11 protein-coding genes are annotated in these 12,144 nt (G+C 68.1%); 2 read left to right on the top strand and 9 right to left on the bottom strand.

Annotated features, from left to right (window positions below; genetic code table 11):
• Window positions 1-80: 80 nt before the first annotated feature.
• Window positions 81-1,031, top strand: a complete 951-nt coding sequence (locus BR71_RS05050) for a LysR family transcriptional regulator (RefSeq protein ID WP_081555262.1) — start codon at window positions 81-83, stop codon at window positions 1,029-1,031.
• Between the two features lie 151 nt (window positions 1,032-1,182).
• On the opposite strand, the gene BR71_RS05055 is transcribed toward BR71_RS05050, so the two are convergent.
• From BR71_RS05055 to BR71_RS05095, 9 genes are all read right to left on the bottom strand, one after another.
• Window positions 1,183-2,121 (bottom strand): carbohydrate kinase family protein, encoded by a 939-nt coding sequence (locus BR71_RS05055; RefSeq protein WP_043633459.1) that lies wholly within the window; start codon window positions 2,119-2,121, stop codon window positions 1,183-1,185.
• On the bottom strand, window positions 2,118-3,590 hold the full coding sequence (xylB, locus tag BR71_RS05060; RefSeq protein ID WP_043633462.1) for a xylulokinase: 1,473 nt from the start codon (window positions 3,588-3,590) through the stop codon (window positions 2,118-2,120). Before xylB ends, BR71_RS05055 begins: the two co-directional genes overlap by 4 nt.
• Before the next feature lie 55 nt (window positions 3,591-3,645).
• Window positions 3,646-5,037 (bottom strand): D-arabinitol 4-dehydrogenase, encoded by a 1,392-nt coding sequence (dalD, locus tag BR71_RS05065; RefSeq protein ID WP_043633466.1) that lies wholly within the window; start codon window positions 5,035-5,037, stop codon window positions 3,646-3,648.
• Between the two features lie 19 nt (window positions 5,038-5,056).
• Window positions 5,057-6,169, bottom strand: a complete 1,113-nt coding sequence (locus BR71_RS05070) for an ABC transporter ATP-binding protein (RefSeq protein ID WP_043633470.1) — start codon at window positions 6,167-6,169, stop codon at window positions 5,057-5,059.
• 22 nt (window positions 6,170-6,191) lie between these two features.
• Window positions 6,192-6,875 (bottom strand): HAD family hydrolase, encoded by a 684-nt coding sequence (locus BR71_RS05075; RefSeq protein ID WP_043590147.1) that lies wholly within the window; start codon window positions 6,873-6,875, stop codon window positions 6,192-6,194.
• Window positions 6,872-7,696, bottom strand: coding sequence for a carbohydrate ABC transporter permease (locus BR71_RS05080; protein ID WP_052370343.1), 825 nt, complete (start codon window positions 7,694-7,696; stop codon window positions 6,872-6,874). Before BR71_RS05080 ends, BR71_RS05075 begins: the two co-directional genes overlap by 4 nt.
• Window positions 7,693-8,625 carry a carbohydrate ABC transporter permease gene (locus BR71_RS05085; RefSeq protein WP_052370344.1) on the bottom strand — a complete coding sequence of 311 codons (933 nt, stop codon included), beginning with the start codon at window positions 8,623-8,625 and terminating at the stop codon, window positions 7,693-7,695. The genes BR71_RS05080 and BR71_RS05085 overlap by 4 nt, the downstream gene beginning before the upstream one ends.
• Before the next feature lie 85 nt (window positions 8,626-8,710).
• Window positions 8,711-10,018, bottom strand: a complete 1,308-nt coding sequence (locus tag BR71_RS05090) for an ABC transporter substrate-binding protein (RefSeq protein WP_043633473.1) — start codon at window positions 10,016-10,018, stop codon at window positions 8,711-8,713.
• Window positions 10,019-10,169: 151 nt separating this feature from the next.
• Window positions 10,170-10,946, bottom strand: coding sequence for an L-iditol 2-dehydrogenase (locus BR71_RS05095; RefSeq protein ID WP_043633477.1), 777 nt, complete (start codon window positions 10,944-10,946; stop codon window positions 10,170-10,172).
• 233 nt (window positions 10,947-11,179) lie between these two features.
• Here BR71_RS05095 and BR71_RS05100 point away from each other — a divergent pair, with 233 nt between their 5' ends.
• On the top strand, window positions 11,180-12,127 hold the full coding sequence (locus tag BR71_RS05100) for a sugar-binding transcriptional regulator (protein WP_043590141.1): 948 nt from the start codon (window positions 11,180-11,182) through the stop codon (window positions 12,125-12,127).
• Window positions 12,128-12,144: the final 17 nt, after the last annotated feature.

Below are 12,144 nucleotides of genomic sequence, written 5' to 3' on the forward strand. Positions count from 1 at the left end.
AACATGTTCTAATCGGGCGGCGTAGAAGGCAATATCGCCGCCACGCCGGCCCAGGCCGGAAACCAAGAGGACATATCCGGATGGATAGAGGCAGTAACAGCGGCGGGCCTAAGGCGGGCGAGTGGGAAGACCAGGCAACCGGCGAGCTTGGCCGCCTGCCGTCGCTGCGGCTGCTGACCGGTTTCGAAGCCGCCGCGCGCCTGGGCAGCGTCTCCCGCGCCGCCGAGGCGCTGCACCTGTCGCAGTCCGCGGTCAGTCACCAGATTCAACAGTTGGAAGCCTTTGTCGGTCAGCCCTTGTTCCAGCGCGTGGGCCGCGGCATCGAACTCACCTTTGCCGGCGAAATGCTGCAGCAGAGCGTGCGACGCGCGCTGGACACGCTGCGGCGCGGGCTGGACCGCATCGCGGTGTACACCGATCCGGGCCTGGTGGTGCTGGTGGGGCCGGCTTTTTTGCTGCACGGCTGGCTGCAGGGGCGCCTGGACCGCCTGCGCGCAGCCCACCCCGACATCGTGCCGCTGCTGTCCACGGATGAAGAACCGGGTCAGGCCGATGAGATCGACGTCGACATCGTCATCGGCCGGCAGCCGCTGGCGATGGCCGGCTGGGAAGACGCGGCCTGGCTGCGCGAGGACTGGCGTTTTGTCGCCGCGCCGGCCTTGGCGGAACGGCTGGCGGCGCTGCCGGCCGAGCGTCATCCGCAACTGACGCGCTTGATCTGCCTGGAAAAAGCCAGCATGCCGGAGGCGGCCGCCGCCGCGATGCAGTCCATGCTGCCGCGCTTCGGCATCGCCGCCGCCTACGACGCGCCGCAGTTGGCGCTGGACGCGGCCTTGCGCGGCCACGGCATCGCCTGCCTGCCGTCGATGGCCTTGGAAGAAGCGCTGGCAGAAGGCCGGCTGCGCGAACTGGCCGGCTACCCGCGCCAGCCGGGCGCGCAATGGTGGTTGTCCCGGCCGCGGGACGCTCTGCGCAGCGAGGCGATGGCGCGTATGTTCGATTGGTTGCGGAAAGAGGGCGGCTGCGAGTAGGCGGCGCCTCAGAGCCTGCTCAAAATCTGCTGAGCGTTGGCGGTACGGCGTTGAAAACGTCCTCGAAATGCTCATGCCCCGTGTGTGCACTTTGCTTTTTCAGCCGTTTTCGCCTTGTCTCGCCCTTGCTCTCGAGATCGTAAACAGGTTCTTAGTCCGTCAGTTGTTCCCGTCGCGGCAGGTCCGGCCCTCGCCGCGCGCAGGTCAGGGCTGCTGCGCGCGTTGCGAAGCGGACCAGATCCTCGGTTTCCGCCCGGCTCAGCGCCGCCAGCCCGTCCGGGCTCAGCCGGTCCAGCTCGGCCAGCCGGCACAGCAGCGCGGCCTGGAAGCTATCGCCGGCGCCCACGGTGTCCACAACCTGAACGGCGGCGGCTGGATGTTCCCATTCGCCGTGACGGCGGCTGAAGACGCGAACGCCTTGTTCGCCGCGGGTGAGCAGCAGCAACTGGCATGGCGGGGCGAGCCAGCGGCGGGCGCAGGCTTCGACCTCCTGCCCCGGATACAGCAGGGTCAGATCCTCGACGCTCACCTTGATCAGATGGGCGTGGCGGCGATGGATGTCCAGGCATTGCCGCCAGCGCGCTCGTTCCGGCTCCACGTTCAGCCGCAGATTGGGGTCCAGCGAGATCAGACGCCGGCCGCTTTCGCGTGCCGCCAGCGCTTGCAACGCCTCGCTGCCGGGGCGGCTCACCAAGGCGTAGGAGCCGAAGTGCACGGCGGCGATTTCGTCTTCCAGCGTCGGCAGTTCTTCAGGACGTAGGCTGGCCTCCGGCGCGCGCTCGCCATAAAAGCCGTACTGCGGCTGGCCGCCTTCGTCCACGCCCACCATCGCCAGCGTGGTGGGCAGATCGCGCGGCAGCAGATAGCGGCTGTCCACTCCCTCCTGTTCCAACAGCCGCCGCAGCTGTGCGCCCAGATAATCGTTTGACAAGGGCGTCAGCAGGGCCGAGTGCCGGCCCAGCCGCGCCAGGCCCCGAGCCACATTGAACGGCGAACCGCCGGGCACGGCGCGGTAGTTCAGTTGCGGCCATTCCGCCGCGCCGGGTTCCAGGAAAAAATCGTACAGGGCTTCGCCGCAGCACAGAATCATATGGGGGTCTCCGCAAGTGAGGGGGGGCGCGCCTGGTAGAGCGCGCGAAAGTGACGCAGACGAGCTTGCAAGGCCTGAAGCCGGGCGGGGTCCGGGGCGTGGAGCGCTCGCGGCGACGGTTTGACGCAGACGGCGCCGAGGTCGCCGCCGTCCGCCAGCCAGCCCAGGCGAGCCGCGCCCAGCGCAGCACAGGCTTCGCCGCCCTGATGGGTGAGAATCTCGGTGTTCAGCGCGTCGGCCAGCAATTGCGCCCAGAACGGGCTGCGCGCGCCGCCGCCCACCAGGGACAAGGCTCGCGGAGCGGCGCCGGCGGCGCGCAGCGCGTCCAGCCCGTCCGCCATGCCGAAGGCGACGCCCTCCAGCACCGCGTAGCCCAGCGCGGCGCGGCAGTGTGCCTGGCTCAGGCCCCAAAAGGCGCCGGGGGCGAAGGGGTCGTTGTGCGGTGTGCGCTCGCCGGACAAATAGGGCAGGAATACCGGCGCGGCGGCTTGCTCCGCCGGGCTCAGCCGCTCTATTTCCGTCAGCAGAGTGGCCTCGTCCACGCTGGCCAGGCGGCAGAACCAGCGCAGGCAGCTGGCGGCGGACAGCATCACGCTCATCAGGCTCCAGCGAAGGGGCAGCGCGTGGCAGAAGGCGTGCAGCGCCTGCGCCGGGTTGGGGCGGAAACGATCGTCGACGACGAAGATCACCCCAGAGGTGCCCAGAGACAGGAAGCCGTCGCCCGGGGCGATCGCGCCGATGCCGACGGCGCTGGCCGCGCCATCCCCGGCGCCGCCGGCGATCAGAGGCGGCTGAGCGATGCCCCAGGCGGTCGCGGCTGCCTGGCTCAGCCTCCCGGCCGAAGCCAGTCCTTCCACCAGCCGCGGCATCTGACGACGCGAAAGTCCGCCGGCCTCCAGCAACTCGTCGGACCAGTCGCGGCGGCCCACGTCCAGCCACAAGGTGCCGGAGGCGTCCGAGGTGTCGGTGATCTTGTCGCCGCACAGGCGCAGGCGCAGATAGTCCTTGGGCAGTAGCACGGTGGCGACGGCGCGGAAGGCGTCCGGTTCATGCCGCGCCAGCCAGCGCAACTTGGGCGCGGTGAAACCCGGCATGGCCAGGTTGCCGGCGACGGCGTGGAGCCTCGGCGCGGCGGCGGTCAGCTCGGCGCACTCGGCCACGCTGCGCAGGTCGTTCCACAAGATAGCCGGCCGCAGAACCCGGTCCCGGTTGTCTAGCAGCACCGCGCCGTGCATCTGGCCGGACAGGCCCACGGCGCGGGTGGCGGCCAGCGCGGCCGGCGCCTGTTCGCGCAGCTTGGCGACCGCCGCGCAGGCGGCGCGCCACCAATCTTCCGGGTCTTGTTCGGCCCAGCCCGGCCGCGGCCGCGAGACGTCCAGCGCCGCGCCGGCGCTGGCGAGCGGGCGGTTGTCGCCGTCCAGCAGCACGGCCTTGATTTCCGACGTGCCCAGATCAATGCCTAGATACATGGTTTTGTCCTTGGATGGAGTAGCGGACGGCCGGGTGGCGGCGCTCTCGCGCAGTCTATCCCCGTCCGCGGCTTTCCAGCCAGCTGTCCACCCGCGCCAGCGCTGCGCGCAAGGGCGCGGCCAACGCCGGGGCGCCGGCCAAGGGGCCCCATAGCCCTGGGTCCGCGCAGAAGGCGGCCACCGGGTCGGCGGCCGCCAACATGCGATGGCAGGCGGCGATGTCCATGCTGCCGTCCTGGTAGGCGTAAGCCAGCCGGCCGGCGCGCCAGCGTTGCAAAAAGCGTAGGAACAGCGCCGGCAGCATGGCGCAGGCGTCCGGCCTGCGGCCGGCGGCGATGGATTCCCGCAGCGTGGGCGCAATGAAGCCGGGCAGCTTGGCGTAGCCGTCCGCCGCCACGCGCTGATTGCTGTCGCACAGCGCCGGATTGCCGAAGCGCTCCAGTACGCTGTCGCGGTAGCCGGCCAGATCCAGCGGGCTGGGGCTAAGGCAGGGGATTACATCCTGGCTGACGTAGTCGTAAGCCAGCCGCCGGATGTCCGGGTCCGCCGCCCCCTGATGGATGAAGTCCAGGCCAAGCAGGCTGCCGGCCCAGGCGATGCCGCTGTGGCTGGCGTTGAGGATGCGGATCTTGGCTTCCTCATAGGGTTGGACGTCGGCCACCAGCTGCGCGCCGACGCGCTCCAGCGCCGGGCGGCCGGCGGCGAAGCGATCCTCTATCACCCACTGGGTGAAGGATTCGGCGGTGATCGCGCAAGGGTCGCGCCAGCCGGTGGCGACGGCCACCCGTTCCGCCAGTTCCGGCGGCGGTCGCGGGGTGATGCGGTCCACCATGGCGTTGGGGCAACTGCTGTGGCGGCGCGTCCACGCTAGCAGCTCGTGTTCCTGGCGCAGGGTCAGAAACTGTTCCAGGCCCTGGCGGAAGCGTTCGCCGTTGTGGCGCAGATTGTCGCAATTGAGCAAGGTGAGCGCGCCGCCGCCGCGCGCCGCGCGCGCGCGCAAAATCGCGGCAACCGCGCCGTACAAGGTATTGAGCCCGCCGTGCAAATCGTCCGCCAGCTCCGGATTGGCGGTGTCCAGCGCCTGCTCCTGGTTCAGGTAGTAGCCGGCTTCGGTGACGGTGAAGGAGATCACCCGGGTGGCCGGGTGCGCGCCTTCGTCTATCAGCGCGCTCAGCCGGCGGTTCCAGGGCAGCACCGCGTCAATGGCGCGGATGCGCCGGTAGAGGCGCTCGCCGGCCGGACTGACCGTTTCCAGCGTGTACTGGCCTTGTTGCGCCGCCAACTGCTCCAGTAGCGGGTTCTGGTCGGCGCGGATATTGCCGACGGCCAGCCGCCAGGGCTCGGCGCCGGCGCCGGCCAGTTGGTCCAGATAGGCGGCTTGGTGGGCTCGGTGGAAGGCGCCGGCGCCGATGTGCAGCCAGCGCGGCGGGGGTGAGGTGAGAGTCATCGTTTGGCTCCGTGGTGGCTTAGGGCTGCGGCGAGGCGGTTTGGCGTGGCAGGGCCTGGCCGTTTTCGCGGAACAGGTGGCAGTGCCGCGGCAGGGCGTTGAAGCCCGTTTCGTCGCCGGCGGCGAAGTTCTGCGCGTCAGAGATTCTGCTGATCAGCGGCTCGTCGGAGTCCGGCGTCTCGGCGTACAGATAGGCGCAGTCGCCCAGACTTTCCACCGCGGCCACGCGTGCGCGTAGCGCCGCTGGCGCGGCGGAGGCCGGCTGCAGGTGTTCTGGGCGGATGCCGACGGTGACGACGTCGCCGAGCGTCAGGTTTTGCGCTTCCACCGCCGCCAGCAGTTCGCCACCGCCGTCCAGGCGCACGGCCACGCCTTCCGGCAGGATGCTCTGCACGCGGGCCGGCAGAAAATTCATCCGGGGCGAGCCGATGAAGCCGGCGACGAAGCGGTTGGCCGGATGGTGGTACAGCGCGCGCGGCGCGCCCACTTGTTCTACGCGGCCGGCCGACAGCACCACGATCTTGTCCGCCAGCGTCATCGCTTCGACTTGGTCGTGGGTCACGTAGATCATGGTGGTTTTCAGCTGCTGGTGAAGGCGGGCGAACTCCAGCCGCATTTTGACCCGTAGCGCCGCGTCCAGATTGGACAGGGGCTCGTCGAACAAGAACACCTTGGGTTGGCGGGTGATGGCGCGGCCTATGGCCACCCGTTGGCGCTGTCCGCCGGACAGAGCCTTGGGCTTGCGTTCCAGCAGGTGGTCAATGTGCAGGATGGAGGCGGCGCGGCGCACCGCTGCGTCGATCTCGGCGCGGCTCTTGCCGGCCAGCTTGAGGCCGAAGGCCATATTGTCGTACAAGCTCATATGCGGGTAGAGCGCGTAGGACTGGAACACCATGGCGATGCCGCGCTTGGCCGCGGGCACCTCGTTCATGCGTTCGCCGCCTATCTCCAGCTCGCCGGCGCTGATCTCCTCCAGGCCGGCGATCATGCGCAACAGCGTGGACTTGCCGCAGCCGGACGGGCCGACGAAGACGACAAACTCGCCGTCGTCGATGTGCAGTTGAATATCGGACATCACTTCCGGACCGTCGCCGTAGCGTTTGCCCACATTGCGCAATTGGACGCTTGCCATGCGTTTTCTCCTTACTCGTATTTCAGAACGGACGGGCTTGCAGCCGGCGCACCAGCTCCGGCAGCCGCCGCATATCGTCGAAGACCTGGCCGGCACCGGCTGCCAGCAGCCGCTCCGCGTGGCCGGCGGCGATGTGGCCGGCGCCCGCGAAGCCCAGCACGCGCAGGCCGGCGGCGCGGGCGGCGGTGACGCCGGTAACGCTGTCCTCCAGCGCCAGGCAGTGATCCGGCGCGGCGCGCAGCGAGCGGCAGGCCGCCAGGTAGACATCCGGCGCCGGCTTGGCCGCGCCCACCTCGTCGGCGCAATGCACGCGGCCCTGGAACAAGGGCCACAGTCCGGTGCGGCGCAGGGCCGCGCGCACCCGCGCCCCGGCGCTGTTGCTGGCCACCGCCTTGGGCAAGGGAATGGCCCGCAAGGCGGCGGCCACGCCGGGGACGGCCCGCAGCCGCGACGCCACCTCGGCGTCCACCGCGCGGCGGATGCGCGCGATCTCGTCCGGCGTCAGCGGCAAGGGGTGCTGGCCGGCGATGTCGGCCAACAGCGCCTCCAGCGTCATGCCCAGCCGCGGCTGGATCACGGCGGCCGCGTCCACCCCGGGCGGCAAGCGCGCCGCCAGTTGTATTTGCAGTGCCCGCTGGGCGGCGGCCTCGCTGTCCAGCAGCACCCCATCGCAGTCGCAGACCAGATGGGCGACGGCGCCGCTCATTTGACCGCACCGAATGTCAGGCCGCGCACCAACTGCTTTTGCGTCAGCCAGCCCAGCGCCAGGATAGGCGCCACCGCCAGCAGGGAGGCGGCGGACAGCTTGGCCCAGAACAGGCCCTCCGGGCTGGAGTAGGAGGCGATGAACACCGTCAGCGGCGCGGCGTGCGCGCTGGACAGATTGATGCTCCAGAAAGCCTCGTTCCAGCTCAGAATCAACAGCAGCAAGCTGGTGGAGGCCAGGCCGGGCAGCGCCATCGGCAGCAGCAGGTGGACGATCTCCTGCCACAGGCCCGCGCCGTCTATGCGCGCGGCCTCCAGTATTTCGCGCGGGACTTCGCAGAAATAGGTGTAGGCCATCCATACCGCGATCGGCAGATTGGCCAGCGCGTAGACCAGCGCCAGTCCGGTCACGGTATCCAGCAGGCCGCCCTGTTTCAACAGCAGATAGACCGGCAGCAGCACGCCCACCGAAGGCAGCATCTTGGTGGACAGCATCCATAGCAATAGCGGCTGCGCGCGCGCGCCGGGATGGAAAGCCAGGCGGTACGCTGCCGGCACCGCCAGCAGCAGGCTGAGCGCGGTGGCGCCAAAGGACACGGCGATGGAATGGCCGGCAAAGGCCAGGTAGTCGCTGCGGGCGAATACCTCGCGAAAGCTGTCCAGCGTGGGCTGAAACCACAGGCTGAGTTGGTAGGCCTGGGCCTCGGTCTTGAAGGCGGTCAGCAGCATCCACAAGATGGGGAAGAACAGCAGCAGCGCGATCAGCCAGGCCGAGGCGGAGGTGGCGGCGTAGCGCCAGGACAGGGTCGGTTTACCATTCATGCTTGCCTCTCCTCCTTGAAGTTTTGCGCCAACATGCGGATCAGGAACACCGCCACGATATTGGCCAGCACCACCGCCAGCACGCCGCCGGTGGAAGCCAGGCCGACATCGAACTGCTGCAGGCCCACCGCGTAGATCAAAAAGGACAGCGTGGTGGTGGCGGTGCCGGGGCCGCCGCCGGTGGTGGCGTAGATCTCCGCGAACACTGACAGCAGAAAGATGGTTTCAATCATCACCACCACGCCGATGGGCCGCCTCAGGTGAGGCAGGATGATGTGGAAAAACATGGCCAGCGGGCCGGCGCCGTCGATCTGGGCCGCCTCTTTCTGTTCCGGGTCCAGTGACTGGATGGCGGTGAGCAGGATCAAGAAGGCGAAGGGCAGCCATTGCCAGCTGACGATCAGGATGAGCGAGAACATCGGGTATTGGCCCAGCCAGTCCACCGGCGGCAGGCCCAGCGCTTGCGCGGCGGCGGCGAACAGGCCGTAGACCGGGTGCAGCAGCATATTTTTCCAGATCAGCGCGCCCACGGTGGGCATTACGAAGAAGGGCGCAATGGCCAGCAGCCGGGCCGGGCCGCGGCCGAAACAGGGCTGGTCGAACAGCACCGCCATTAGCACGCCGCCGACGACGGAGATCAGCAGCACCGCGCCGGTCAGCAGCAAGGTGTTGGCGATGGAGGGAAAAAAGGCCGGGTCGCTCCACAGAAAGCGGTAATTGTCCAGGCCGGCGAAGCCGGATTCGTCCGGGCTCAGCAGGCTGTAGCGGTTGACCGAGAAATACAAGGTCATCGCCAGCGGCACCAGCGACCACAGCAACAGGCTGAGCACCGCCGGCGCCAGCAGCCAGCGCTGCGCGCCGCCGCGGCGTGTCCTGGCGGGCGGAGCCGCGCCGGCGGCGGCGCGCAAAGTATGAGCGGGAGAGGGCATGGGGTTTCCTCCGGACCGCCGTAGCGGCGGTCGTGGGTGGATGGGGGCGGCAAAGCGCTGGGAACAGGCTCTTGGGTTCTTATGCTTACGGCTTTTGATAGCCGCCCTGCCGCACCGCCCGGTCCGCCGCTGCCTGGCCGGCTTTCAGCGCGGCGTCCACGCTGCTTTGACCGGCTAGCGCGCCGGAAACGGCCTGGCCCACCACGGTGCCGAAGGACTGGAACTCCGGGATGCCGACATACTGGATGCCGGTGTAGGGCACTTTTTTCAGCGCCGGGTCGTTGGGATTGGCCTGCTGGATCGCTGCCAGCACGAATTTGGCGAAGGGCGCGGCCTTCAGATATTCCGGCTGTTGGTAAGTGGACAGGCGGGTGCGGGGCGGCACCGAAGTCCAGCCCTGATCCTTGGCCACCAGCCGGATGTAGTCCTTGGAGGTGGCCCATTGGGCAAACTGTTTGGCCGCCGCTTGCTGACGCGAGGATTGGGGCACCGCCAGTGCCCAGGACCACAGCCAGCTGGAGCCCTTGGGCGTCACCCCCGTCGGCGCCTGGGCGAAGCCCACTTTATCCGCCACCTGAGACTCCTTGGGATTGAACAACAGCCCTGCGGCCACGGTGGCGTCTATCCAGATACCGCATTTGCCGCTGGCGAACAGGGTCAGGTTCTCGTTGAAACCGTTGGTGCTGGCGCCGGGCGGGCCGTAGCGGCGCATCAGGTCCACGTAGAAGTTCAGCGACTGCTTCCACTCCGGGCTGTCTATCGTCGGGCGCCATTGCTCGTCGAACCAACGGCCGCCGTTGGTGTGCACTAAGGTGGACAGATAGGCCATGTTCTCGCCCCAGCCGGCCTTGCCGCGCAGGCAGATGCCGTACACCCCGCCTTTTTCCTTCAGCGTTTTGGCGAAACCGGCGATCTGCTGGTAAGTGGGCCGCTCCGGCATGTTCAGCCCCAGCTTGGCGAACAAGTCCTTGCGGTAATAAGTCATCGAGCTTTCCACGTAGAAGGGCAGCGCGTATAGCTGGCCCTTGTAGGACAGCGCGTCGCGTGCGGTCTTGACCACATCGGCCAGCTCATAGCCGGGCGCCAGTTGATCCATAGGCTGCAACCAGCCTTTTTTGGCCCAGATCGGCGCTTCGTACGTGCCTATCGTCATCAGATCGAATTTGCCGCTCTTGGTGGCGATATCGGTGGTGACGCGTTGGCGCAGCATGTTTTCTTCCAGCACCACCCAGTTGAGCTTGATGCCGGGGTTTTGGGCCTCGAAGGCCGGGGACAGCTTTTTCAGCGTGATCATGTCCGGGTTGTTCAGCGTGGCGATGGTGAGGGTGGCGGCGTGGGCGGAGCCGGCCAGCAGCAGAGCGGCGGCCAGCGGGAAGCGGTAGGGTCTGGTCATGGCGTTTCTCCTTGCTTGAAGCGTTGCGGACAAAGCTGGTGCGGCCGGCTTGCCGTGTGTGATGCGGCGGCCCGGCTTGGGCTGTGTCAACGGTTTTGGGTCGGGTCTTGCAGCGTGGGACAGGGTGGTTTGCTGGCGCGGGCGCGGCGGCTCAGCTCATCCAGTTGCCGCCGTCCACGTTCAGCGTCTGGGCGGTGATGTAGTCCGCGTCGGCGGAGGCGAGAAACACCGCCGCGCCGCATAAATCCTCCGGCCTGCCCATGCGGCCCAGCGGCACCGCCGCGCCCACGCGTCGTTTTTTCTCGCCGGGGGCGAGGCCCTCGTAACGGGCGAACTGCGCGTCCACCTGCTCCCACATCGGCGTGTCCACCACGCCGGGCGCGATGGCGTTGACGTTGATGCCGTGCGGAGCCAGCGCCAAGGCGGCTGACTGGGTGTAGCTGATCACAGCCGCCTTGGTGGCGCAGTAATGGGCCACTAGCGCCTCGCCGCGGCGGCCGGCCTGGGACGACAGATTGATGATCTTGCCGCCCTCGCCCTGGGCCACCATTTGCCGCGCCGCCGCCTGCATCAGAAAGAACATGCCCTGGACATTGACCGCGAACAGCCGCTGATAGCTGTCCCAACTGGCTTCCAGCAGCGGGGCCAGATCAAACAGCGCCGCGTTGTTGTAGAGGATGTCGACGCGGCCGAAGCGCTCGATCGCGGCGCGGACGATGTGTCCGATATCGTCGCGCTTGCTAATGTCGGCGGCCAGCAAGGCCGTGTTGTCCGCATCCGGCCCGTCGGCAAGGGCTTGCAGCTCAGGGCTCAGCCGCAGGTCCACCAGTAAGCAGCGAGCGCCTTCGGCCAGGTAGCGGCGCGCCACCGCCAGCCCGATGCCGCTGGCCGCGCCGGTGACGATGGCCACCTTGTGTTTCAACTTCATGATTTCTCCTCCAGATAATTTTTGAGCATTTGCTCTTTTTGTGGGCAAATATTCGATAAAATGCAGGAGGCTGTCAAGCGCGGAGAACGAAAAAGAAGTGCTGCATAGCAGCATGATTTTAAAAGGCTATTTCTTCGCTTTCGCGGCAAATGAAGCGCGATGCGCCAATCGTTTAGAATGCGTGTCTCCGCGTTGCGGACGCGGGCGGGGCCACATCAAGCGAGGAGGGTGTTTTGTCCAAACAGCAGGAAAAGCTGGACCAGGCGGCGCGGGCCGCCTGGCTGTATTACGTGGCGGGCAAGACCCAGAACGAGATCGCCGAGCAGTTGCAAGTGTCGCGCCAGGTGGCGCAGCGGCTGGTGGCGGCGGCGGTGGACCAGGGCCTGGTCAAGGTGACGGTGGCGCATCCGGTGGCGGCCTGCCTGGCATTGGCGGAAGCCTTGCGCCAGCGTTTTGGTCTGCAGCTGTGCGAGGTGGTGCCGGCCGACGGCGACGCCCCGGCCGAATTGCGCAAGAAGCTGGCGGTGGCCGGCGCGCGCGTGTTCGAGAGCTATTTGCAGCAGCCGCGCCCGCTGGTGGTGGCCCTGGGGTCCGGCCGCACGCTCAAGGCCGTGATCGACGAACTGGGCGACATTCACAGCCCGCAGCACCGGCTGGTGTCGCTGATCGGCACCATCGCCCACGACGGCTGTTCCAACCGCTACGACGTGGCCTTGCCGGCGGCGCAGAAAACCCAGAGCCGCTACTACCTGCTGCCGGCGCCTTTGTACGCCGACAGCGCCGACGACCGCGCGCAATGGTGCAACCACCGGCTGTACCGCGCGGTGGAGGCGCTGGGCGCGGAGGCCGACGTGGCCTTCATCGGCATCGGCGCCATTGCGCCGGGCTGCCCCTTGCAGGAGGACGGCTTCCTGGATCCGCAGGAGATTGCCGGGCTGATGGCGCGTGAAGCGGTGGCGGAGCTGCTGGGCCGGCCGATGGACAGCGCCGGCCGGCTGGTGGGCGAAACGGTGCAGGAGCGGGTAACCAGCCTGGCCTTGAGGCCGCGGCCGGCCAAACCGGTGATCGCCTTCGCCGGTGGCGAGGACAAGGCGGCCGCCATCCTGGCGGCGCTGCGCGGCGAATGGCTGTCCGGCCTGGTTACCGACGAGGCCTGCGCGCGGCGGATATTGGAGGGATGAGGGGCGCCCGCCGCGTG

Origin of the sequence: Chromobacterium haemolyticum DSM 19808, assembly GCF_000711885.1 — a bacterium.
In the GTDB taxonomy this organism is placed as follows: Bacteria; Pseudomonadota; Gammaproteobacteria; order Burkholderiales; family Chromobacteriaceae; genus Chromobacterium; species Chromobacterium haemolyticum.